Consider the following 25,242-nt stretch of genomic DNA (forward strand, 5'->3'; position numbering starts at 1 on the left):
ATGAAGCGGCTTTTGACGAAAGGAAACAAGGGGAAAGGAATTGACATTTTCCACGATTCCATGTAGAATAGAAAAACGGGCTGGAACACAGCCCTTACGCACCCGTAGCTCAGGGGATAGAGCGTTCGGCTCCGGACCGAAAGGCCGCAGGTTCGAATCCTGTCGGGTGCAGCAAAGAAGCCTTGATTTTTCAGGGCTTCTTTTTTTATGCGATTCGCTTTAACACAGAATTTGCCCGAAGCAGCTGAGGACTGAGCAGACAGAGAGATGGGAAGCGGTTCTTCGGCAGGAGAAATAAATCATGAGGCATAAAAAGAACCCCGTTTGCCGGACGAAAGCCGTTCAGCAAATGGGGTTTTGTTTTTATCTGATTAAGTCAAGTGCCTTCGCACATTCCTCCAGTGCATCCACAACCTTGTCCAAATCCTCCTTGGTGTGGTCTGCGGAAAGGATGGTGCGCAGGCGTGCGGTTCCTCTAGGCACCATGGGGAATTGCAGAGCCTGTGCATAAACGCCTCGTTCATACATCATTTCACTGAGCTTCTGCGCCTTTTCAGCATCGCCGACGATAATCGGGATAACGGGTGTGACGGATGTGCCGATATTCAAGCCGAGCTTGCTCAGGCGGTCGGCGAAGTAATTGCGGTTTTCCCACAGCTTATCTACCAGTGCCGTATTTTCCATGACCAAATCTACAGCCTTTGCTGCCGCCGCTGTCAGGCAGGGAGCCATGGGGGAAGCGGTGAAGATAAAGCTTCTTGCCTTGGGACGCAGTGCTTCGATGAACTCCTTCGGGCCTGCCACAAAGCCGCCTGCGGAGCCAAATGCCTTGGAGAGAGAGCCTGTTTCAATGATGATGCGGTCGCGCAGACCGAAATGGTCTACCGTACCTCTGCCGGCAGGACCCATTACGCCATCCCCATGGGCATCATCTACCACCAAGAGAGCATTATATTGATCTGCCAAATCTGCCATTTCCGGAAGGGGTGCAAGGTCGCCGTCCATGCTGAATACGCCGTCTGTGATGATGAGCCGTTTGCCTTCGACAGGCTCCTGCAGCAGCTCTTCCAGATGTGCCATATCCATGTGGCGGAACACCTTTATTTTCGCGCCGGATAAGCGACAGCCGTCAATGATGGAGCCATGGTTCAGCTCATCGCTGTAGATAAAATCACCCTTGCCGACCAGCTGTGGAATCAGACCGGAGTTTGCGGTTACGCCGCAGTTGAATACCAGTGTTGCCTCCACGCCCTTGAATTTTGCCAGCTTTTCCTCCAGCTCATCATGCACGGGATAATTGCCGCAGATGTTTCTGCTTGCGGTTGTGGCAACGCCGTATTTTTCCAAAGCCTCCTTTGCGGCAGCAACAACGGCAGGATGGTTGGCTAAGCCAAGATAGTTGTTGGAGGCCATATTGATGACCTCACGTCCATCCAGGATAATGCGTCCGCCCTGTGGGCTGTATAATGTTCTGTACATAAAAATACCCTCTTTTCTATCAGTGCTGTATAGTGATTGCTTTTATCATACTACACAGAGACCGAAAGGGGAAGATTTATAAAATACAGTTCGGTCTGCATAAAATGAAAAAATGTTCAGCGGATTTTTGGGAGCATTCCTGCATAAAAGGGGAACGGCACCTTCTTGGGGGAGAAGGTGCCGCGTAAGGGTTGTCATTGCTACGCAAAAAAACGATAAAGGGGGTGCTTTTTTACGCTTGGGAAGCAATGACAAGAAGAGATGAAAAGTTTGATTCAAAATAGCTTGAAGTTAGGAGAAAAACCTCAAACTACAGAAGCAAGCATATTTAAAATACAAGAACGGAAAAAAAGATTTGCCGTTCTCGTTTTTTCTTATATACATCATACATGATTTTCAACCAAATATCAATAAAAAAATGCAATCAAACCCATAGATTTTTTAAAGGCTGTATGCAAAGTACGAAGAACAGCAGAAAAGGATTGTAAATTGTACATATTTTTGTTAATATAAAAAGAAGAAGGGGGGAACCCGTATGAAAACACAGGAATCTATGGAAAATTATCTGGAAACGATTTATGTTTTAAATCAGAAAACAGGCTTTGTGCGCTCGGTGGATGTTGCGCTGGAAATGGGCTTCAGTAAGCCCAGCATTTCCAATGCCATGAAAAAGCTGAAGGCAGAGGGCTATGTGCAGATAGAGGATAAGGGTCGTATCGTGCTGACAGAAAAGGGCAAGGCACTGGCAGAGGGCACCTATGAAAAGCATTGTGTGATTTCCCATCTGCTGATGGATATTGGGGTAAGCAAGGAAACGGCCTTGGCAGATGCCTGCCGCATGGAGCATATCCTGAGCGAGGAAACCTTTGACTGCATGAAGGCGCACCATAGAAAATGGCATGAGCTGAATCCGGATATGAAGGAATGATTTCTGCGATCAGGCAAAATAAAAAGCATACACATTTGTGTATGCTTTTTTTGTTTGCCTTAAGCAAGCCGCTTAACCAAGCAGCTTTACAAGAACTGCCTTCTGTGCATGCAGTCTGTTTTCCGCTTCGTCGAAAATTTCGTTTGCATGCGCCTCGAAAACCTCTGTTGTGATTTCCTGTTCGCGATAAGCAGGCAGACAGTGCAGCACCATAGCGTCTGCCTTTGCAACACCCATCAGCTCCTTATTTACCTGATAGCCTGCAAATGCCTTTTCTCTGATTTTCTTTTCCTCCTCCTGTCCCATGGAGGTCCAGCAGTCTGTGATGACAACATCGGCATCCTTTGCGGCTGTCATGGGGGCATCTGTGATGGAGAACCTATCGGGATACTGCGCTGCAAAATCCATTACCATAGGGTCGGGACGATAGCCCTCGGGGCAGGCAATCTGTACGTTCATGCCTGTTTTCAGACCGCCGACGATGAGGGAGTTTGCCATGTTGTTGCCGTCACCGATATAGCACATGGTCAGTCCTTCCAGCTTGCCCTTGTGTTCGCGGATGGTCAGCAGGTCTGCCATAACCTGACAGGGGTGACACAGGTCTGTCAGCCCATTGATGATGGGAATGGAGCCGTATTCGGCAAGCATTTCCACTTCCTTCTGCTCGAAGGTACGAATCATAATCCCATCCAGCATACGGCTCATCACACGAGCGGTATCCTGTGTCGGTTCGCCTCTGCCAATCTGGGAATCCCTTGCACTGATAAACAGCGCATGGCCACCCAGCTGATACATCCCTGTTTCAAAGGAAATACGGGTACGGGTGGAGGATTTTTCAAAAATCATACCCAGTGTTTTGCCCTTCAGGAAATGATGCTCCTTGCCTTCCTTGACATACTGCTTCATGGTTGCTGCCAAATCAAGCAGTTCATAAATTTCCTCTGTTGTGCAGTCCAACAGCTTCAAAAAATGTTTCATAGTTGTTCCTCTCTTTCCGAGGGACGCTGTCCCTTCCCAACCCCTGTCGGGTTTTTCTGTCAGTGATAGGTATCATTATACCCTATTTATGTTTGAAATCAAAGTGCCGCAAGCGTGTTTTTCAAAATGGAAAGCCCTTTTTCCAGCTCTGTCTGTGCAATATTCAGAGGGGGGAGCAGACGCATTTTGTGCTTTGCGGTCAGCACCAGAAGTCCGTTTTCCATCAGCGCCGTCACCACAGGCTTTACGTCAATATCCAGCTCAATGCCGAGCATCATGCCCATGCCTGCAACGCTTGTTACATGGGGCATTTTTTCGATTTCCTCACGCATGTGCCTGCCCTTTGCGGTTACGTTCTGCAGGAAGGTATCATCCATGCGGTTCAGCACCTCAACCGCACCGGCGCAGACAACGGGGTTGCCGCCGAAGGTAGAGCCGTGGTCGCCGGGAATCAGGGTATCCTGTGTTTTTTCACCGAACAGCACCGCACCGATCGGCAGACCGCCGCCCAGACCCTTTGCGGAGGATACTAAATCGGGCTGAATTCCGAACTGCTGATAGCTGTAGAAGGTGCCTGTTCTGCCGACACCTGTCTGTACCTCGTCTACGATAAAGAGAATATCCTTTTCCTGACAGGCCGCATAAACTGCCTGCACATATTCCTTCTCCAAAGGCATAACGCCGCCTTCACCCTGCACCAGCTCCATCATAACGGCGCAGACATCGTCTGTCAGCTTGGAGATGGTATCTTCTGTGTCATTTGCCTTTGCGAACACAAAGCCCTCCACAAAGGGGAAGAAGAAGTTGTGATATACGTTCTGTCCTGTTGCGGAAAGTGCCGCCATGGTTCTGCCATGGAAGGAGTTTTCCAGAGCGACAATTTTACTTCTGCCCTCACCGTATTTCTGGAAGGAGTATTTTCTTGCCGCCTTAATTACGCCTTCGTTTGCCTCTGCGCCGCTGTTGCCGAAGAATACCTTTTTCATGCCGCTTTTTTCGCAGAGTAGCTTTGCTGCCAGAACGCAGGGCTCTGTATAATACAGGTTGGAGATATGCTGTAATTTATTCAGCTGTGCCGTGACTGCCGCAACCCAGCCTTCATCCGCGAAGCCGAGGGAATTTACTCCGATGCCGCTGGTGAAGTCAATATAGGATTTGCCGGCAGGGTCATAGCAGATTGCACCCTTGCCGTGGTCGATTGCCACATTGTATCGCCCATAGGTGTGCATGACATAGGTGTCATCCAGTTTTTTAATATCTTCAAAGCTCATTGAAATTCCTTCTTTCCGTGCTTTTTCCATGCTTTTTTATTTTGTAAACATTGTGCCGATCCCTTCATCGGAGAACATTTCGATGAGGATGGAATGTTCGATTCTGCCGTCAATCATAACGGCCTTCTTTACACCTGCCTTGATTGCGGCCTCCAGACCCTTGATTTTGGGAATCATGCCGCCGCTGATAATCCCTCTTTCCATCAGAGTGGGAATATCGTCCATGGTGACAGTGGAAATCAGAGAATCGGGATCATCCACATCCTGCAAAAGCCCACGGATATCGGTCAGCGTGATGATGTTTTCTGCCTGCAGGGCTGTTGCGATTTCTGCGGCGGCAGTGTCGGCATTGATGTTGTATACATTGCCGTCTAAATCTGTGCCGACGGTCGCGATAACGGGGATATAGCCGTTCGCAATGGCATTTTCAATGGGTTCTGTGTTGATGTGGGTGATATCGCCGACATAGCCGTAATCGCCCTCCAGCTTTTTCGCCTGAATCATGCCTGCATCAATGCCGCACATGCCGATTGCCGTGCCGCCCAGCTGTTCAATCAGGGAAACCAGATCCTTGTTGGTTTTGCCGGAAAGCACCATTTGCACGATTTCAATGGTTTCCTCATCCGTATACCGCAGACCATTCACAAATCTGGAGGGGATATCCAGACGCTCCAGCATGCTGCTGATTTCGGGGCCGCCGCCATGCACCAGAACGATGTTGATGCCGACCAGCTTCAGCAGGATAATGTCGCTCATGACAGCTTTTTTCAGCAGGGGGTGAATCATGGCGTTGCCGCCGTATTTTACAACAACTGTTTTTCCGTTGTATTTTTGGATATAAGGCAGGGCGGCTGTTAGCACCTTCGCCTTTACGCTGTTTATATTCATATCTTCCATTACCTTTCTCCTTTGCTTTTCTTGAGGGCTTCATTCAAGCAGGGTGTGGGATGGAATCCCACGGTTTTATGGTATCAAGTGCGATAATCCCCGTTGATCTTCACATAATCGTATGTCAGGTCGCAGCCCCAAGCGGTTGCGCTCGCATCGCCCTGCTTCATTGCAATCTCAATATGTATCGCATCCTCCAGAAGGATTTCCTTCGCCTTATCCTCATCAAAGGCAACGCCTGCACCGTTTTCGCAGACCAGAATACTGCCCTTGGGCGAGGAAATATCCACCTGAATGGTATCTACGGCAAAATCACCCTCTGTATACCCAATCGCACAGAGAATACGCCCCCAGTTGGCATCCGCGCCGAACATTGCCGCCTTTGTCAGGCTGGAGGTGATTACGGATTTCGCAATCGCCTTTGCCAGAGGAATGGTTGGTGCACCTGTAACGGTACATTCCACTAATTTTGTTGCACCCTCGCCGTCACCGGCAATCTTCTTCGCCATAGAGGTGCAGATTTCCTTGACAACTGCAACGAATAAATCAAAATTTGCGCCTTCCTTGTCGATGACGGGGTTTTCTGCCATGCCGTTTGCCATGATGGAAACCATATCATTTGTGGAGGTGTCACCGTCTACGCTGACCATATTGAAGGTATCATCGACTGCCAATTTCAGTGCCTTTTGCAGCATTGGCGTTGTGATTGCCGCATCTGTGGTCAGGAAGCCAAGCATGGTCGCCATGTTGGGGTGAATCATGCCGCTGCCCTTTGCCATTGCGCCGATTTTGACTGTTTTTCCGCCAATCTCGATTTCATAAGCCTCTTCCTTGGGCTTGGTGTCTGTGGTCATGATGGCCTGCACGGCATCCAGATTGCCTTCTCTGGAAATGATGGGAGCCAGTGCCGCAATGCCCTTTTCGATGGGCTCGATGGGAAGCACCTGCCCGATGACACCGGTAGAGGCTACAATGATATCCTCCGGCTTCAGATGCAGTGCTTCTGCTGCCAGAATACACATTTTCTCCGCCTTTTCCACGCCGTCTGCATTGCAGGTGTTCGCATTGCCGCTGTTGCAGACAACTGCCTGCGCCATGCCGTCCGCAATGTTTCGTCTGGTTACGGTGATGGGTGCGCCGAAAACCTTATTCTGTGTATAAACCGCTGCTGCTGTGCAGGGCTTTTCGCTGTAAATGATAGCAATATCCTTTTTTGCGGTATTGTTTGTTTTTACGCCACAATGCACCCCGCCGGCAAGAAAGCCCTTGGGTGCTGTGACACCGCTGTTTATCTTTTGCATAGTATTTCCTCCTTATAGTAAACCGGTCGTTTCATCCAGACCTAATACAAGATTCATGTTTTCTACTGCTGCGCCGGATGCGCCCTTGCCCAGATTGTCGAATACGCTGATGAGCGTCATTCTCTCATCATTCCCTTCAACATAGAGCTTGAGCTCATTCGTATCACTCAGGGGATTGGATGCCAAGAAGTTCGTTTCCTCTGTGCCGACACTGATAAGCTTTGCATCCTTATAATATTCTGTCAGCAGTGCCAGCAGCTCGTCCTTTGTCACCTTCTTTTTGAATAAAGAGGCAATCAGAGGGATGCAGGTTGCCATGCCGCTGTAATAATCCACAACGATGGGGCAGAACACAGGCGGTGTATCAATCCCTGTCACATACTGCATTTCGGGCAGGTGCTTATGTTGCTGTCCCAAGCCGTACTGTCTGGGGCTGTCGAACAGGGGAGAGCGGTTCTCCGCTTCATATTCGGCAATCATTGCCTTGCCACCGCCGCTGTAGCCTGTCAGACTGTGCGCTGTCAAGGGATAATCCGTCCCGATGATACCAAGCCGAATGAGGGGATAAACCGCCGCAATAAAGCCTGTGGCATGGCAGCCGGGGTTGGCAATGCGCTTTGCATGCCTGATTTTTTCCTTATGCAGAGGGGAAAGCTCAGGAAAGCCGTATACCCAATCGGGATCTGTGCGGTGGGCTGTGCTTGCGTCAATAATGCAGGTGTTCGGGTTTTCCACCAGCTTAACCGCCTCTCTTGCCGCATCATCCGGCAGACAGAGAAAAACAACTTCTGCCTCGTTCATCAGTCTTTTTCGCTCTGCCTCATCCTTTCGCAGCTCCTCGCTGATTAAGAGGATTTCCACATCTTTGTGATTTTGCAGCTTCTGACGCAGCTGCAGACCTGTTGTGCCTGCCTGCCCGTCGATGTATACCTTATGCTTCATCAGGCTGTTCCTTCCTTTCTTTTTCTTCCGAAATAAATGATTACCCCATGGTAATGATGAGTTATTCTTATTATATACTCCTTATGGGTGAAGTCAATAAATATATGTATAATTATTCAATTTTAGCGAATTGCAGAGCGAGAACGGAGAGAAATAAAAATACGAGAGATAAAATAGACAAAAATCAGAGAGGAAATCTGCAAAAACTATATAGAATTTGCTGCTGTTCTGCAAAAAAATGCTTTGATAATTCCGATAGAAGCTGTGTATATGTGTATTGTATACATAGTTTATGCAATATTCACGCGAATATGTGAATAAAAAACAGAGGTGGCGTGTATTGTCGATGCAAAAGAAGGAATGTATCCGCAGAAAAACCGTTTGCCCTTGTTTTCGCGCAAAAGTCAACAAAAAACCGTAAAACCTGTTCTTTTTTACAGAAAGGCTTGACTTTAGTGCTTCGGTATGTTATGAATGAAGAATAGTCTGGCAGAAACGTCAGACAACAAATAAGGAAGATAGAGGTGCAATGACGATGAGTATCCTCTCCCAATAGAGCCGTGGGCGGCAGGAGGGGGAAAGGCGGCGTTGCCGAAGTGGTTTTTTCTGCCCAAGGGAAGAAGCTGCTGGGACATTGCAAAAAATGTAATGTACTGTCACGGATGTGGAGCGCTATCGGAATTTCAGCATATTTTTATGTTTCTGATGCCGTGCGCTTTGCGCAGGGCTTTTTTGTTTCCGAAATTTGGGGACAACCGATATCATCTTATTTATTCCTTTATTACTGTTTTTATCATTTAAGATTTTCTGAAAGGAGAAGGGTTATGAAAACAAAAAGCAACATCAAAAAAACATGGCTGGGAACGCTCTTTGTGGTTGTTCTGGTAGCGGCAGCCATGTCCGTAACCGTTTTTGCGGGCGATGCAGAAGCGGCAGAGCACACAAGTAAAATGTATGCAACCGCATGGTCTCTGGTGCCTCCGCTGGTTGCAATCATTCTGGCACTGATTACAAAGGAGGTTTATTCCTCTTTGTTCATCGGTATCGTGGTCGGCGGTCTGTTCTATGCGAACTTCAGCCCCAAGCTGACCTATCTGACGATTTTCACTGATATCACAGACGGCGGTATGCTGGCAAAGCTTTCCGACAGCGACAATGTGGGGATTCTGATTTTCCTTGTTATTCTGGGTATCATGGTTGCGCTGATGAATAAGGCAGGCGGCTCTGCGGCGTATGGCCGTTGGGCAGTTAAGGCAATCAAAACAAGAAAGGGCGCACTGCTGTCCACCTTCCTGCTGGGCGTTCTGGTATTCGTGGATGACTATTTCAACTGCCTGACCGTAGGCTCTGTTATGCGTCCCGTTACGGATACGCATAAGGTTTCCAGAGCGAAGCTTGCGTATATTATCGACGCAACAGCGGCTCCTATCTGTATCATTGCTCCCATTTCCTCCTGGGCTGCGGCAGTAGCCGGCGTAGTTGAGGGCGTGAACGGCTTGGATTTGTTCATCAGAGCCATTCCCTATAACTTCTATGCACTGCTGAGTATTGTAGCAATGCTGACACTGACTATCACCAATACAGACTTCGGCCCTATGCTGGAGCATGAAAGAAATGCACAGCTGAACAATGATCTCTATACCACAGATGCAAGACCCTTTGCAAGTGCAGAGGCAGAATCCGAGGTAGTGGGCAATGGTAAGGTTATCGACCTGGTTCTGCCCGTTATCGTGCTGATTATCTGCTGTATCATCGGCATGATTTACACAGGCGGCTTCTTTGACGGCGAAAGCTTCATCAAAGCCTTTGCAAACTGCTCTGCACCTACAGGCCTTCTGCTTGGTTCTGCGGCGGCACTGCTGATTACCTTCTTGCTGTATATCCCTCGCCGCGTGCTGACCTTCCACCAGTTCATGGAAGCGCTTCCCGAAGGCTTTAAGGCGATGGTTCCTGCAATCATGATTCTGACATTTGCATGGACACTGTCCGGTATCACAGGGCTTTTGGGCGCGGATGTATTCGTTGCGGGTATTCTGGCAAACAGCACAGGCGTTTTGCAGGTCTTTATCCCCATTATCGTATTCTGTATCGCGGTGTTCCTTGCATTTGCAACAGGTACCTCCTGGGGTACTTTCGGTATTCTCCTGCCTATCGTTGTGCCTATTATGCAGACAGGCAGTGAAATGCTGACCATTACCGTAGCGGCTACATTGGCAGGTGCGGTTTGCGGTGACCATTGCTCTCCTATCTCCGATACCACCATCATGGCATCCACAGGTGCGCAGTGTGACCACATCAACCATGTATCCACACAGCTGCCCTATGCACTGACTGTAGCGGCTGTTTCCGCTGTGAACTACGTTCTGGCGGCACTCATCCAGAATTGGATGATCAACCTGCCTATCGCAATCGTTTCCATGGTTGTTGTAATTCTTGCTATCCGTAAATTGTACGGGGATAAGGAAGTTCCGGCAGAGAAATAAAAAGACGTTTATAAAATAATTTATACTAAAAACGGCGTAACCGATTTCGGTTACGCCGTTTTTTATATCCCAACAGAAAGGCAGTTGGGGAAAGGGGTTACTTATGCAATGCGCGATACAGGAATGTTACAATCTGTGCGCGTGTGCAGGGGGCATCGGGGCTGAAGGTATTTGCGCCTGTGCCGCCGGTAATGCCGTTTTCTGCCGCCCAAAGCACTGCATCATGGTAATAATCCGCTGCATTCACATCCATAAACGGATTTTCTGCCGCAACCATAGGGGACTGCTTGCTGCGCCACAGGAAGGCAACAATCTGTCCACGGGAGCAAGGAGCGTCGGGGGAGAAGGTTGTAGCGGATGTACCGCCGGTAATGCCGTTTTCGACTGCCCACAGTACCGCATTATAATAGTAGGCATCCGTAGGTACATCTGCAAAGGGCATTTCTGTGCTGCTTGGTGCAGGACTGTCTGCCGCTCTCCATAGGAAGGTTACCGCCTGCGCGCGTGTGCAGGGAGCATCGGGAGAGAAGGTTGTGGCGGATGTGCCGCCGGTAATACCGTTTTTCACTGCCCACTGAACTGCATTATAGTAGTAGCTGCTTGCGGAAACGTCCGCGAAGGGATTTGGCTCCTCATCTTTGGACTTATCCATGATGAATGTGGTTTTAACGGTCACGTTGGAGGAGGGCATTGTGAAGGTATATTTGCTATCCTTTTCGGTCAGTGTCAGCTTCTGATCACTGCTGTCTGTAACGATTATGCGTCGAATAGCATAGCCCTTATCGGGAGTAGCAGTCAATGTAACGGTATCTCCCTTGTCGGCTGTCTTGTGGCTGGAGACTACCTCGCCGTTTTTGGTATTTTCAACGGTAATCATATAAGCGGATTTGGCTGTACCGCCGCCGCCACCACCGCCGCCGCCACCGCCGGAGGAGCCGCCGGAGGAGGAAGAGCCACCAATCTGAATGTCGATTCTCTTTTCAACGATTACGTTGGTATCTGTATTTACTGCCGCGCAAATCAAGGTCATTTTGCCGTCCTTGTCGCCAAAGCTCAGGATGTTTCCGTCAATAACGGCATTGGTATCGTTCTTTTCCAGTGTCCAGCGGATGGATGCAGGATAAGCCTTCAGTTCATCCGAGCTGAATTCCTTCTGGAACTGATCAAAGGTTTTTACAACGGGTTTTGTTAAGTCAAGGGTTGTATTTTTTGCCGCTGTGGAGGATACACCGCTTACGGAAATCCCTGTCATTCTTCTTGGCGCGTTGACGGTAAGTGTGATTTTATTGCTTTCCAGTGCGCCTGCTGTTGCATAAATTTCAGTGGAATCCTCTTTCAGTGCTTTCAGGGTGCCGTTTTCCAGAGAAACCACATCAGGCTTCGATGTATGCCATGTAAAGACTACGCCCTGCATTTCTCTGCCGTACTGGTCATATCCGACTGCACTGAAATGGTCTGCCAGTTTGGCATTTTCATCCAGACGCAAAATGAAGTTTTCGTTCATTGTTGCCTTGATGCTTTTCAGAACAGGCTGTTGTTCTGCCTTAAGCACAACGTTTTTGGCGGTTTTGTCGATGGAAGGAGAATATGCCTCCAGAATTACATCTGCATAGGATGCATCGGGCACCTGTCCTGCCGCAACGGTCAGCATGCCATTTTCAATCGTGGCATTTGTCTGGTTATTTTCTGCCAGTGTCCATTCGATATCCTGTGGAATGGCAATGGGATCACCGTGCTGATTGCGCGCGATCAGCGGAATCTGCGCCAGATCGTATGCTACGCCCTCTACTGCGGCAGGCGCACCGCCATTGTAATACAGCTCATTTACATAGGGCTTGGCAATTACCTTAACTGTAACGGGCTGAGAGGTTTTATAGATTGTTTTGCCGTCATCGTCTGTTCCGATTGGATAAGATAAGGTAACTGTATCCGTTCCGACTACAAGCCCGGTAATGGTGGTTCCGTCGTTTTCGTCGATTTCGGCATACCCTTTATTGGATGCCAGCTTCCAGATGCAGTTATTTTCATAAAGAAACATGTCTTCGCCGTACTGATCTCTTGCATCTACATCAAGATTGGAAAGGTCAAAGGTATTTGCCGTATCATCGTTGTAAATCAAATCGGGAATCATGCTTGTTATGGTAAGCGTATCCAGATACCGTTCGGGAAGAACCTGCAGAGCCACTCTGTTGGATTCTGTGCCGTTTACAACGGCATAAATCTGATAGGTGCCTGCTTTGGTAAAGGAAATTTCGCCTGTGCTTTCGTCAACGGTAATACCGTCATTTTCCTCTGCATACCATTTTACCTTGTCTGTTACATCAAAATCGTTGCCGTCCTCATCTTTTGCGGTAACGGTAAGCCCCGAAACATCGGTTTCGTTGGGTCCGTCATTCAGGTAGAAGGTATCAAAGGAGCCTTCCACCGTAACAGAGGACAGCTTTACAGGATTGATGGTAAGCGCGATGGATTCGCTCCTGAATTCTGCTGTTGTCTCAATTCTGTAATCGGGGGCATAAACAAGGAAAAGCTTCTTGTCATCATTCGGCTTCAGTGCTTTCAGAATCGGGTAGCCGTTTCGATTTTCCCCGATTTCGGCATATTCGGATGCGTCCTTGCCGTCCTCATCTTCGATTGCCCATGCGCCGCTCAAGCGAGGATTGAACCCATACCAAGCCACATCATATTCATCCAATGCCTGCACCTTAATGCTGTCCAGACGCATATCCTGCTGTTCATACAGCGTGATGTTCTCCGTATCTGGAACAAGTCTATCTAAGGCGTAAATCGGATAAACCTGCTGTGGTGTGATGATTGTGTTTTTGGAGGTGTAGTGGAAATCGCCGAAATACGGCGCTACCGGCTGACCGGAAAGCAGGGTATCGGCGGCGGTTTTGAATTCACCCTGATAAAGTGTCTTCATATCTAATTTATCGTGGTCAAAGCCGGGGACATTGCGGTTTTCGATTCTGGCATCCAAATCCTCGATAGCGGATCTGCCGTCACGACCGAAGGTGTATTTTTGGTATGCTCTTTCTTTCCATCGATTCTCGTTGGTACCGTTCACCTTGGTTACATTACAACCGGAAGCCGAGAGAATCATGGTCTTGTATTTGATGTGTACCGCACCTGTATAAGGAATCGTAGTTGTCATATCCTTTACATCCACGTTAATATCAATGCCGGTATGTGCAGGCAGAGGAACGGAGATGGTGTCCTGAATGGACTGGGAATAGGATTCCTCCTTGCTGGTTTCGTAGGTCTTTTCCATTCCGTAGGAATAGGAGAAGCTCTGTTCCACCTTTGCGGTAGGCGAAAGTGCCGCCAAAACGGGAACGCTGAATTCTACGCCTATCGTGGTTTCCTCTGTCCAGTTTTGAGAATAGGTGTTGGAAACCGTTGTTGATGTAGAGGTGCTTTTTTCGTAGGTATAGCTTTTTTCTACGGTATTCTCAAAATCATTGCGGTTTTCCGCCGTTACCTTATAGCTGTCAGAGCTGCCGCCCATGGAAAATTTATAGCCTCTCTCCTCTAAAGATTCTTGTGTATCATCATTCTCTACGGATGGAGATTTAAATCTGCCCTTAATGCCTTCGATTTCAAAGTCATAGAAAAGCTGAATATAATAACCATAGCCGGTGCTTATATAAGAGTGCGAATCATTTCTTTCCTTTTTCGCTCTTGTACATACATAGTAAACAGGAGTTTCTGCTTCAGGCAGACTGTTCAAAATGCCTGTGCCATTTTTAATTTCGCTCTTGTCAATGCAACTGTTGACAGCATCTCGCAGACCCTTAGATGTATATTTTACATTTGCATAATCATTTGCAGTAAATTTTGTATAAGATTCATCATAGCTAGACCACTCATTGTTATTGACGAATGTTTTGGGCAAAATATTATTTACAATAGGTGCCCAAGCATCTGCAAATTTTGGATTCTGAATCATAGCCGTAAGGATCTGTTCCTGCGTTTTCGGCAGATTATAAGTATCATCTGCATTAAAAATATCCCAGTCATTCGTTGAGGTCACAGCGGCAAAAGCTGTTGCCGGCAGCAGCCCTACCACCATAACAAGCGAAAGCAGACCGGTTAATATCCGTTTTATCATGGTATTCCTCCTTTTTATCATAGTCTAAAAAATAACCTTTCCATCCCTGTGGGTATGCCCTCCCTTCTTGAAAAAATAAATAAAAAATCCACCGTACTGTTATTGTACGATGGATAAAATCTAAAAGGCTATTAACCAAAAGTTAGGTTTTTTCTTCCAGTAATTGAAAGAGCTGTTTTCTCTTGCTATGGGTATCCCCTTCAATCTGCAGCTTGGAATAAATCTGATTGATATATTGCTTGACGCTCCCCTCGGAAAGGAACAGCTTTTCCGCAATTTCCCGATTCCGCAGGCGGCTCGCCATCAGCTTCACGATTTCATATTCCCGTTCCGTCAGCGTGGCAAGGGATGCAGGACGATGCGTGGAAAGCTGCTTCTGCCGCTGTTCGGATGCCTTTCCAAGCCGTTGGATGCGTGCAAGAAGGGGCGTTTGCGGCAGCTTTTCAAGCGTTTTTTTGATATAGCGGTAATTTTCCACGAAGGGCAGAAGAAACTCATCGGGCTCTGCCTCCTGCAATGCCTGTAAAAGAAGCGTCCGTGCCTCCTCTGTTTTTCCGAGCATGGCATACGCCGCAGCGGTCTGTATCCGCAGATGCAGCGTCACCAAGGCATAATGCAGCCCTGCACAGACGGCAAGCAATCCCTCGCTCCGCCCGATGACCTTTGCATAAGCACCCTGCGCCAGATAAACCTGATTTTCAACCATTTCTATCATGGGCTTGCCGGGAACAAGAATATTGACGGAGAAAAGCGTGTGCGTGCGGAAAATTTCAGGGATTTCCTCTGTTTCCCCCAGCAGGGCATAGTAATAGGCGGCAGTCGCATTGAAAATATTCAGCCATGCGATATTATGCTGCTTCAGAAGATACGCACGCCGTGCCGCGAAGGAAGCCCGTTCCTCTGTTTCGATGCAGAGGGAAAGCCGTCTTGCCAGAAAATCACAGCAAAGGGCAATGTTTTCCTGCCCATTTCCTTCAATTTGGGCATACGCCTGCTCCAGAGCAATCTGTGCGTCTGTAAATTTTCCCTGTAAGAAATATGCTTCGGCGGACATGATTTTTTCTGCCCCCTGCCCATGCCCGTTCGTGATTTTGTAATAATGGGGCATACATTCCTCCATTTCGGCAAGCTCCTTTTTGAGTGCGCCGGGTTCTCTGTGATACATCATCAGAACCGAGGGCGAGCCAAACGACCAGCCGCCGATGTTCTGTATGCTGACGGCAGGGCGGGACATCTGCTTGCTTGCGCTGCGGTGGAGCCTGCTCATGGCGCTGATGTCGTTATACATCAGGAAGCTGAGAATCAGGTCACATTCTCCCAGAAGGTTTCCCCTTTCCTGTTCCGGCAGATTCGGATGCTCTGCGATAGCGGTCAGCAGAAGTTCCTTCATCTGCATCATTTCGGGAATCAGCCGCCAGTTGAACATACTGCGCATCAGCACGAGAATTGCGAGCGGATGCTCCTTCAGAATCGGAACGGGACACTCCTCGATTGCCTCAAGCACTGCCTTGGGCGGCAGAGAGGAAAGCAGGATGCCTGCATCCTGCTCCACAATGCGAAGCAGGGCATCATAATTTTTGCCTTGCCGATACGCCGCCATGGCATGCAGATATTGGCGGTGCTCCTCATACCAGATGCCAAAACGGCTGCGGTACGCCGCTTGCTTTTCGGGCGGCAGCGTGTGAAAGGTGCGCTTTGCACATTCCTTCATCATGTGGTGAAAACGATAGACCTTCCCATCGGGCAGACGCTTCACAAAGGCATTTTGCTCCGTCAGTGTGGTCAGCAGCTTTTCTGTATGGGGAGTTTCTGTAATAAAGTGCGCCATTTCCAGCGTAAATTCATCCGCAAGCCCCATAACCGCGAGGAACTCTCTTGCATCCGCAGGCAGGGGCGCAATCATTGCGGCGGTAAACATGGTGTAGATATCGGATTTTTGGTCGGGCAGAGTGCCGCGTTCCGCAAGCGTACGCAGATGCAGATAAATTGCGGAAAACCAACCCTCACTCGTATAAAGCAGGGAGGAAATTTCTGCATCCGAAAGGGCAGTGCCACAGCGGTGTGCATAAACGGCAAGCTCTGCATGGTTCAGACGCAGCTCTGCCGTGCCAAGCTGACAGAGCCTGCCGCCCAGACGTACCTGTGCCGCAAAGGGCAGAAAACGGTCGCGGCTTGCTACAATGACATGCACATTTTCGGGCAGACGGTTCGCCAGCGTGCAGAGAAAGGCAGCGGTGTGTACATCTGTCAGCAGATGAAAATCGTCAATGAAAAGATAGCATGGCTTTTCTCCTGCAAGCGTATGGCAAAGGTCATCTGAAAGCAGACTGCCGCCGGCAGCATCCGTCGGGCAGGGATAATCCAGCAAAATGGAAAGCCCTGCACGCAAAAAGGCATCCTGTACGCTTTTCCAGAAAATTGCGAGATTGTCGGAATAGACGCTGATACGGATGATGCGCGCGTTTTCCTCTTTCCTGCGCTCCGCAAGATACCAGTTGACAGCGGTTGTTTTGCCATAGCCCATTGGTGCAACCACAGATGTCAGCGCACAGCGCGAAATTGGGCGCAGTGCCTCCTGTAATCGTTCAGATATGTATATGGTGTTAAAATCCTGCTTTCGTTTCGGCATGCGATGCACCTCGTTCGTTCAAAGGGATTTGATATTTTTTTATTTTAGCATAGCTTTTTGCCTTTTGGAATACTTTTTGGGCAGAGGAGGCTATGATAAAATGCAATAAAATCGCCCTTTGCAGTCAGGAGGGGAGCAAAGCTGCAAGCCCTAGCAGAACTATCGCAAACAGAAGATTCGCAAGGGTAAACCAGAGCAGATATTTCCCCTTTCCGACATTCGGTATCTGTGCGAAATATTTATAGGAAATCAGACTTGCCATAGAGGCAATCAATGTCCCCAGACCACCGATATTCACCCCTGCAAGCAAAAGGTCATATCGGTCGGTAAATTCTGAAAGCAGAACCGCCGCAGGCACATTGCTGATGAGCTGACAGCTCAGAAAAGAAACAAGCACCTCTCTGCCATAGAGCAGTGCTTGGAGGGCTTCTCGTATGGCGGAAATCCGTCCCAGATTCCCAATCAGGATAAAGAAAAATACAAACGTGAGCAGCAGGCAGTAATCCACCTCTTTCAGAATCCCTTTTTGAAACAGCAGAAACCACACCAGTGACAACGCCAACAGCGGCAGAATGGGCAGGATGCGGAAAACTGCCAGCAGGCAAAGAAAAAACAGCACCGTCAAGCCGAAAAGATGTTGTTTTTCTGCTCCTGTCCGTGTGGGTGGCGTTGTCTGCGGCTGTGTGGCTAAGGAGGTGTTTCCCTGCAAAAAGCAGAGCAGAAGCAGCAGAAAGAAGGACACGAGAACAAACGGCAGGGTAATTCTGAAAAACGCCCCGACCCCAATCCCTGAGATGGTATAAAGATAGAGATTCTGCGGATTGCCAACAGGGGTCAGCATACTGCCCAGATTGGCGGCAATCGTTTGCAGAACAATAACGGGAATTAACTTTTCCTCTAAATGCACGCGCTGCAGCAGTAAAATTGTGAACGGCACAAAGGTAATCAGTGCCACATCATTGGTCACAAGCATTGCGGAGAAAAAGCACAGCATGACTAAGGTCAGCGCCAGCTGCCGCATTTTTTTCGCCCTTGCCAGAAGCAGATTTGCCATGCGGTCGAAGATGCCAAGCGCACGAAAGCCTGCCAATACTGCCATCAGCGAGAAAAGCAGAATCAGCACCCTTGTATCAACGTAGCCAAGATACGCTGCATCGGGCGGCACAATGTATGCAGAAAGCGCCGCCAGCAGGCAGGCGATGCAGAGTATCGTTTCTTTTTTGAAAAATGTAAGCAGTTTTTCCTTCATGGTCTCTTTTCCTTTTCTTTTTCCGTTTGTTTCCGTTTGTTTCAGCTCAGACAATTATACGGCGGCAGACGCAAAGCCGCAAGCGTTGTTTTGCTTGCGGAAAGAGGAAGAACAGGGTAAAATAAAAAAAGAGAAGAAAGGAGGTTCCTCCATGAATCTGAATGAAATTATTGCTGTCAATTTAAAACGGCTGCGCGCAGAGCGTGGCTTCAGTTTGGGAAAGCTGTCGGAGCTTTCCGGTGTCAGCAAGGTTATGCTCAGCCAGATTGAGAAGGGCGAATCCAACCCTACCATCAACACTCTCTGGAAGATCGCAGGTGGCTTACAGGTTTCCTATACAAAGCTGATTGATGAGCAGATTGATGCGCCTCTGCTGATTCGAAAAGAGGAAAGCGTTATTGCGGAGTATGACGGCTATCGTGCCTACCATTACAATACAGCCAACCCTGCGCGCGATTTTGAGTTTTTCAACGGCGAATTGGATGCACATAAGGAATACACTTCCGAAGGGCATGGCATGAATACGCATGAATATCTTCTGGTGACGCGAGGGGAAATGGTTCTGCGTTACGGCGGCGAGGAATATCTCCTCAGAGAAGGGGATTTCATCCATTTTGACTGCACCCAGCCCCATACCTATTGCAACCGCGGGGAAAGCATGACGGAATTTACCAATATCGTGTATTATATCGGCTAAGGAGGACAACTATGTTTTATATCGGCTGTCATTTATCTGCCGCCAAGGGCTATCTTGCCATGGGGAAGGAGGCAGTGAGGCTTGGGGCGAATGTGTTCCAGTTTTTCACCAGAAACCCCAGAGGCGGCTCTGTTAAGGCGCTGGATTTAGAGGATATCGAAAAATACAATGCCTTTCATGCGGAGCACCGCTTCGGCACACTGCTTGCCCATGCACCCTATACCATGAACCCCTGTGCCGCGAAGGAGGATTTGCGCACCTTCGCCAGAAATACCATGAAGGAGGACTTGGCAAGGCTGGAGCTTCTGCCCGATGTGATGTTTAATTTCCACCCCGGCAGCCATGTGAAGCAGGGAGTGGAAATCGGGATTCCTTTGATTGCGGACGCATTGAACGATATTCTTTCGGCAGGCGGCAAAACCCTCGTCCTTCTGGAAACCATGGCAGGGAAGGGCAGTGAGGTCGGCAGAAGCTTTGAGGAGCTGCGCGCCATTTTGGACAGAGTAGAGCAGAAGGAGCGCATGGGCGTTTGTCTGGATACCTGCCATGTGTATGATGGCGGCTATGACATCATCGGGGATTTGGACGGCGTTCTGCAGGTGTTTGATGACATCATCGGCTTGGACAGGCTGAAAGCCATTCACCTGAACGACAGCAAGAATCCCATCGGCAGTCATAAGGACAGACACGAGAAAATCGGTGAGGGTACGCTTGGTCTGGCAGGCATTGCAAATATTATCAACCACCCGAAGCTGTGCCATCTGCCGTTTTATCTGGAAACACCGAACGAGGCGGCGGGCTACGCCAAAGAGATTTCTCTTTTAAAAAGCCTGCGCGAGGAAAAATAAGAAACGATTTGAGAAACGAGAAAAATTTTCAATAGCAAGCTTCAATAACAATAAGGAGGGAATGGATATGGCAACACCTCATATTTCTGCCGAAAAAGGCGATTTTGCAAAAACAGTATTGATGCCCGGCGACCCTTTACGGGCGAAATTCATTGCGGAAACATTTCTGACCGATGCCGTGGAGGTCAACCACACCCGTGGGATTCTCGGCTATACGGGTCTATATAAGGGCAAAAGGGTTTCTGTTATGGCAAGCGGCATGGGCTGCCCTTCCATCGGTATCTACAGCCATGAATTATTCAATTTCTATGATGTGGAAAACATTATCCGCATCGGCTCCGCGGGGGCATTGTCCGAAAGGCTGAAGGTGCGCGATATCGTGGCAGGCATCGGCTCCAACACAACCTCAAGCTATGCCGAGCAATATCACATGCCCGGCACCTTAGCCCCCACAGCGGATTATACGCTTCTTTCCACAGCGGTGGACTGCGCGAAGGCAAGGAAAATTGAAATGCACGTTGGCAATCTCCTCTGCTCTGATGCATTCTATAACGAGGGCGGCATGGCGGAAACCGTTTCCTGGGCGAAAATGGGTACGCTTGCGGTGGAAATGGAATCGACCGCACTGTATCTGGAGGCGGCAAGGGCAGGCAAACGCGCGCTGACCATTGTTACCATTTCCGACCATCTGATTACAGGCGAAGCCACCACAGCCGAGGAGAGACAGAATACCTTCACCCAGATGATGGAAATTGCCTTGGATACGGCGGCTCGGATGGAGGAAGTCTAAATGAAAAATTATGATTGATATAAGATATTTTTATAGAAAACAAGTGGGATATTATTGACAAGTGTGCGCTTTTCTTGGTAGAATGAGTGCGTCGGTGATCGAATGTACTTTCATCACACCATGACTAGAAATTTTGCCATCGATCCCGCGTTTTCGTGGGATCTTTTTACATTTATAGCGGAGAAAGCCGTTTTTTTCCTTAGGAAGACCATTCTGCTTGCAGAAAATGGGATTCGGGTTTCCGCTTTGCACAATGGCAAAAATCATTCGATCAAAGCAGGCAGAACGCCTGTGAGAAATAAATCGAATTTTTCAGGAGGTTTTACACTATGGCAGGAACAATTTCCAGAGGTATCAAAGCACCTATCATCCGTGAAGGGGATGACATCGTTAAAATCGTAGCAGATTCCGTTCTGGCGGCAGTGGAGCAGGATGGTTTCCAGCTGCATGAAAGAGATGTAATCTGTGTAACAGAGGCAGTTGTTGCTCGTGCAGATGGCAACTACGCATCCACAGAGGATATTGCGGCAGACGTAAAAGCAAAGCTGGGCGGTGAAACAGTCGGTGTTGTATTCCCCATCCTCAGCAGAAACCGTTTTGCAATCTGCCTGAGAGGTATCGCAAAGGGCGCAAAGAAGGTAGTGCTGATGCTGAGCTATCCTTCCGATGAAGTAGGCAACCACCTGTTTGATATGGATATTCTGGATGACAGCGGCGTAAATCCCTACACAGACGTGCTGTCTCTGGATGAATACCGTAAGGCATTCGGTTATGTGAAGCACCCCTTCACAGGCGTTGACTATGTAGAATACTACAAGGGTCTGATTGAAGAGGAAGGCGCAGAAGCTGAAATCGTATTCGCAAACCACCCCGAAGCAATCGTAAAGTATACAAAGAACGTGCTGTGCTGTGATATTCACAACAGAGAACGCTCCAAACGTCGTATTCTGGCAAAGGGCGGCGAAAAGGTTCTGACACTGGCAGAAATCCTGAACGCACCCGTAAACGGCAGCGGCTACAATGCAGAGTACGGTCTGCTGGGCTCCAATAAGGCAACAGAAACAACCATCAAGCTGTTCCCTAAGAACGCACAGGAGGTTGCAGAAAAAATCCAGAAGGAAATCATCGCACGCACCGGCGTAAAGGTAGAGGCTATGGTTTATGGCGACGGCGCATTCAAGGATCCCGTTGGTAAGATTTGGGAGTTGGCTGACCCCGTTGTCGGCGCAGGCTATACAGATGGTCTGAACGGTCTGCCCAATGAGCTGAAGCTGAAATATCTGGCAGATAACGATTTCGCTGACCTGAACGGCGATGCACTGGCAGATGCAATCAAGAATGCAATTAAGGCAAAAGAAGCAAATCTGAAGGGACAGATGGCATCCGAAGGTACCACACCTCGCCGCCTGACAGACCTGATTGGTTCCCTGTGTGACCTGACAAGTGGTTCCGGTGATAAGGGTACCCCTATCGTTCTGGTTCAGAATTACTTCAATAACTACGCAAACTAAGCAAGTCTGATAAGCGGATAAGTAAGATAAGTAAAATGAAAAGGAGTATCGGGAGATACTCCTTTTTTTCGCAGGAAGGGTTTTTATTCAGAAAGGAGAAGGCTGATGGGTTTACCTGTTGCAACATTGAAAAAGGGCGAAGGACGCATGCTTAAGGCAGGCGGTCTTTGGGTATTTGATAATGAAATTGCCGCCGTAACAGAGGATGCGGTCAATGGCGAGCTGATTATGGTAGAGGATTTTGACGGCTATCCCATGGGGACAGGCTTTTATAACAGCAATTCCAAAATCACCATCCGTATGATGAGCAGAAATAAGGATGCGGTGATTGATGAGGCATTCTTGCGTGAAAGAGTGCAGGCGGCTTGGAATTACCGCAAACGGACGGTGGATATTTCCTCCTGCCGTGTTATTTTCGGGGAAGCGGATTTTCTGCCCGGTCTGGTTGTGGATAAATTCTCCGATGTGCTTGTGGTACAGTCTCTTGCGATGGGGATTGACCGCATGAAGGAAACCATTTTGCGCCTGCTCATCGAAGCTATGCTGGAGGATGGCATCCATATCCGCGGTGTGTATGAACGCAGTGATGCGAAGGTGCGCAGGCAGGAGGGCATGCAGCCTTGGAAGGGCTTCCTCAGCGAACCCTTTGACCCCAAGGTGCAGATTGTGGAAAACGGCGTAAAATATATCGTTGATGTGGAGGAAGGGCAGAAAACCGGCTTTTTCCTTGACCAGAAGTATAATCGACTGTCCATTCATAAAATTTGTCAGGGAATGGATGTGCTGGACTGCTTTACCCATACAGGCTCCTTTGCGCTGAATGCAGGCATTGCGGGGGCAAAAAGCGTACTGGGGATTGATGCAAGCCAGCTTGCGGTGGATCAGGCAACGGAGAATGCCAAGCTGAATGGCTTGCAGGAGGTTGTGAAATTTCAGTGCGAGGATGTGTTTGCGCTGCTGCCCAGACTCGAAGCAGAGGGCAGAAAATTCGATGTAATCATTCTTGATCCTCCTGCCTTTACAAAGTCCAGAAGCTCTGTCAAGAATGCGGTTAAGGGCTATCGCGAAATCAACCTGCGCGCTATGAAGCTGCTGAAGGATGGCGGCTTTCTGGCAACCTGCTCCTGCTCGCATTTCATGACCTATGAATTGTTCACCCAGACCATTGGGCAGGCGGCAAAGAATGTGCATAAACGCCTGCGTCAGGTGGAATATCGCCATCAGGCACCCGATCACCCGATTCTCTGGGCGGCAGAGGAATCCTATTATCTGAAATTCTATATTTTTCAGGTTATGAATCAGCCCTAATGCGGCGATTAAAAAAAGAACGAAGAACTTTTTCTTTTTGGGAGAAGCAATTTTATGTGAACCTATGGCAGATATGAACAGAAGAATGTGGCTGTGGAAAACGTGGATAAATTCCACGTTTTATCCACAATAAAAATCCTTGAAACGTAAGTTTTCCACAAGGTTATTCACAATATCCACAGGTTGTGCAAAAAAAATTTGTGGAAAAATGGAGAGGAATGTCGTTTTTTGTGGAAATTTGAAAAGCCTGAGAATCCGCCGTTTCTGCTTCTGCGGAAAAAGTATCCGATTCCATAAATCAGATTATGGAAACGAAAGCATAAAAAGCCTACAACCCTTTTTTGATGCTCTTGCGAAAAAAATCGAAAATTTGAATATTTTTTTCAAAAGAAAGAAGGATTTTACGAAATAACGGAGAATATAACAAATAAACAGGAAATCCATTTTGATTACTTTTGAATCTCATCGGCGCGGTGCCGATTGGATATATGTTTTTGATTCTCTGAGAAGATGAGAGAATCCCGAAGGGAGTTGTTAGTATGCGTTATAACATTATTGGGAAAAACATCGATGTATGGGACAAAACAAAGGAAATGGTGGAAAAGAAGATGGATCGAATTGCCAAGCTGTTCCCTGCGGACACAGAGGCAACCATCACATTAAGCTTGGAAAAACAGGTTGCTACGGTGGAAGTAACCATTCCTATGAATAAAAGATATGCACGGGCAGAGGTGCAGGATGCGGACATGACAGCCGCTATGGATAAAACGGTGGATATTCTGGAGGGGCAGGTTGTCCGTTATAAAAAACGGATGCGCACCAAAATCAGAAACGGCGCAGATGCCTATGCGGCAGAATATGCGGCAATTCTGGTGCCTGAGGAGGACTTGGATGACGAGCCTCTGGTAAAAATCGAGAAGGTAAAGCGTTTTGCCGTAAAGCCTATGGATGCGGAAGAGGCTGTCATGGAAATGGAGCTGGTAGGGCATAGCTTCTTTGTATTCCGCGATGCGGAGACAGACGAGGTAAGTGTGGTTTATAAGAGAAAGAACGGCACCTACGGTCTGATTGAGCCCGAATATTAAAAATAAGTTGAAATCAGGATTTTGACTTGCTGAAGCAGAAAGATAAACAGACGAGTTTCTGAGCCTTAGACCGAAAGGTCTAAGGCTTTTCTTATGAAGAAAGAGGGAGAAGGATGGACAGAAAACGATTTAAGAAGCAGGTAGCGTTTATTCTGGAGGCGGACAAGGAGAAGAATATTCTCAGGCAGACGCACCTGAGTGGGCACGGCAGAAGGGAAAACGATGCCGAGCATGCGTGGCACATGGCGATGATGATTTATCTGCTGAAGGAATACGCGAATGCGGAATTTGACCTTGCGAAAACGATGATGATGGCGCTGATTCATGATATTGTGGAGATTGATGCAGGGGACACCTATGCCTACGATACGGCAGGGCTGGCAACACAGGCGGAGCGGGAGGAAAAGGCGGCAGAGCGGATTTTCGGCTTACTGCCCGATGACCAGAGAGATGAGCTGCGCGGATTATTTGAAGAATTTGAAGCGAATGAAACACCTGAAGCAAGATTTGCGCATGTGATGGATAATTTTCAGCCGCTGCTGCTGAATAATGCCAATGACGGCGGAGATTGGCGCGCGCATAGGGTGAGCCGCAGTCAGGTTTGGGGGAGACAGGCGAAAACGGAATTGGGTTCGGCGGAAATCTGGGAATATACCCGTGGATTGATTGAGGAAAATATCCGAAAGGGAAACATTAAACCCTAAGTCGAAAACAGGTTTTCGACTTGTTGAAACAGAAGAATAA

The 25,242-nt window shown here is 48.4% G+C and carries 18 protein-coding genes, 1 tRNA gene and 1 riboswitch; of the genes, 10 read left to right on the forward strand and 9 right to left on the reverse strand.

Translation table 11 applies throughout. The features are described 5' to 3' along the window. Positions 1-98: 98 nt before the first annotated feature. A tRNA-Arg gene (locus tag EJE48_RS10720) sits at positions 99-171 on the forward strand. A 192-nt stretch (positions 172-363) separates the two neighbouring features. On the opposite strand, the gene EJE48_RS10725 is transcribed toward EJE48_RS10720, so the two are convergent. Continuing rightward, a complete protein-coding gene (locus EJE48_RS10725) occupies positions 364-1,479 on the reverse strand; it encodes an aminotransferase class I/II-fold pyridoxal phosphate-dependent enzyme (RefSeq protein ID WP_118580914.1) in 1,116 nt (371 codons plus the stop codon). Positions 1,480-2,014: 535 nt separating this feature from the next. Here EJE48_RS10725 and EJE48_RS10730 point away from each other — a divergent pair. After that, the gene (locus EJE48_RS10730) at positions 2,015-2,407 is read left to right on the forward strand and encodes a metal-dependent transcriptional regulator (protein ID WP_118580911.1); all 393 of its coding nucleotides are present in this window, start codon (positions 2,015-2,017) and stop codon (positions 2,405-2,407) included. Positions 2,408-2,479: 72 nt separating this feature from the next. Here the strand turns inward: EJE48_RS10730 and argF are convergent, their stop codons facing one another. The 5 genes from argF to argC form a co-directional block, all read right to left on the reverse strand. After that, complete coding sequence (gene argF / locus EJE48_RS10735) at positions 2,480-3,385, reverse strand: ornithine carbamoyltransferase (RefSeq protein WP_118580908.1); 906 nt, start codon at positions 3,383-3,385, stop codon at positions 2,480-2,482. 98 nt (positions 3,386-3,483) lie between these two features. Further along, on the reverse strand, positions 3,484-4,656 hold the full coding sequence (locus tag EJE48_RS10740) for an aspartate aminotransferase family protein (RefSeq protein WP_118580905.1): 1,173 nt from the start codon (positions 4,654-4,656) through the stop codon (positions 3,484-3,486). 36 nt (positions 4,657-4,692) lie between these two features. Then, the gene (gene argB / locus EJE48_RS10745) at positions 4,693-5,553 is read right to left on the reverse strand and encodes an acetylglutamate kinase (protein ID WP_330548510.1); all 861 of its coding nucleotides are present in this window, start codon (positions 5,551-5,553) and stop codon (positions 4,693-4,695) included. A gap of 74 nt (positions 5,554-5,627) precedes the next feature. Continuing rightward, positions 5,628-6,845: a bifunctional glutamate N-acetyltransferase/amino-acid acetyltransferase ArgJ gene (argJ, locus tag EJE48_RS10750; RefSeq protein WP_118580902.1), complete on the reverse strand. Its 1,218-nt coding sequence runs from the start codon at positions 6,843-6,845 to the stop codon at positions 5,628-5,630. A 12-nt stretch (positions 6,846-6,857) separates the two neighbouring features. After that, entirely contained in the window at positions 6,858-7,787 is a 930-nt protein-coding gene (gene argC, locus EJE48_RS10755) for an N-acetyl-gamma-glutamyl-phosphate reductase (protein ID WP_016406668.1), read from the reverse strand. Between the two features lie 511 nt (positions 7,788-8,298). Further along, positions 8,299-8,470: riboswitch (Lysine riboswitch) on the forward strand. Between the two features lie 141 nt (positions 8,471-8,611). Between argC and EJE48_RS10760 the strand changes: the two genes are divergently transcribed. Then, positions 8,612-10,270 carry a Na+/H+ antiporter NhaC family protein gene (locus tag EJE48_RS10760; protein ID WP_118580896.1) on the forward strand — a complete coding sequence of 553 codons (1,659 nt, stop codon included), beginning with the start codon at positions 8,612-8,614 and terminating at the stop codon, positions 10,268-10,270. A 97-nt stretch (positions 10,271-10,367) separates the two neighbouring features. On the opposite strand, the gene EJE48_RS10765 is transcribed toward EJE48_RS10760, so the two are convergent. From EJE48_RS10765 to EJE48_RS10775, 3 genes are all read right to left on the reverse strand, one after another. Further along, positions 10,368-14,381, reverse strand: coding sequence for an S-layer homology domain-containing protein (locus EJE48_RS10765; RefSeq protein WP_160117361.1), 4,014 nt, complete (start codon positions 14,379-14,381; stop codon positions 10,368-10,370). A gap of 142 nt (positions 14,382-14,523) precedes the next feature. Then, complete coding sequence (locus tag EJE48_RS10770; protein WP_118580890.1) at positions 14,524-17,010, reverse strand: LuxR C-terminal-related transcriptional regulator; 2,487 nt, start codon at positions 17,008-17,010, stop codon at positions 14,524-14,526. 124 nt (positions 17,011-17,134) lie between these two features. Beyond that, complete coding sequence (locus EJE48_RS10775) at positions 17,135-18,259, reverse strand: SLC13 family permease (protein ID WP_118580887.1); 1,125 nt, start codon at positions 18,257-18,259, stop codon at positions 17,135-17,137. Between the two features lie 151 nt (positions 18,260-18,410). Here EJE48_RS10775 and EJE48_RS10780 point away from each other — a divergent pair, with 151 nt between their 5' ends. From EJE48_RS10780 to EJE48_RS10810, 7 genes are all read left to right on the forward strand, one after another. Further along, positions 18,411-18,956: a helix-turn-helix domain-containing protein gene (locus tag EJE48_RS10780; RefSeq protein ID WP_118581221.1), complete on the forward strand. Its 546-nt coding sequence runs from the start codon at positions 18,411-18,413 to the stop codon at positions 18,954-18,956. Positions 18,957-18,967: 11 nt separating this feature from the next. Next, positions 18,968-19,804 (forward strand): deoxyribonuclease IV, encoded by an 837-nt coding sequence (locus tag EJE48_RS10785; protein ID WP_118580884.1) that lies wholly within the window; start codon positions 18,968-18,970, stop codon positions 19,802-19,804. A gap of 67 nt (positions 19,805-19,871) precedes the next feature. Beyond that, entirely contained in the window at positions 19,872-20,594 is a 723-nt protein-coding gene (deoD, locus tag EJE48_RS10790) for a purine-nucleoside phosphorylase (protein ID WP_016406675.1), read from the forward strand. A gap of 329 nt (positions 20,595-20,923) precedes the next feature. Then, positions 20,924-22,105, forward strand: coding sequence for a coenzyme F420-0:L-glutamate ligase (locus EJE48_RS10795; protein ID WP_016406676.1), 1,182 nt, complete (start codon positions 20,924-20,926; stop codon positions 22,103-22,105). Positions 22,106-22,210: 105 nt separating this feature from the next. Continuing rightward, on the forward strand, positions 22,211-23,413 hold the full coding sequence (locus EJE48_RS10800; RefSeq protein WP_118580881.1) for a class I SAM-dependent rRNA methyltransferase: 1,203 nt from the start codon (positions 22,211-22,213) through the stop codon (positions 23,411-23,413). A 539-nt stretch (positions 23,414-23,952) separates the two neighbouring features. Further along, entirely contained in the window at positions 23,953-24,498 is a 546-nt protein-coding gene (hpf, locus tag EJE48_RS10805) for a ribosome hibernation-promoting factor, HPF/YfiA family (RefSeq protein WP_118580878.1), read from the forward strand. A gap of 113 nt (positions 24,499-24,611) precedes the next feature. Further along, positions 24,612-25,202, forward strand: coding sequence for an HD domain-containing protein (locus EJE48_RS10810; RefSeq protein WP_118580875.1), 591 nt, complete (start codon positions 24,612-24,614; stop codon positions 25,200-25,202). The last annotated feature ends 40 nt before the right edge of the window (positions 25,203-25,242 follow it).

It is taken from the genome of Anaerotignum faecicola (assembly GCF_003865035.1).
Lineage (GTDB): Bacteria > Bacillota > Clostridia > Lachnospirales > Anaerotignaceae > Anaerotignum_A > Anaerotignum_A faecicola.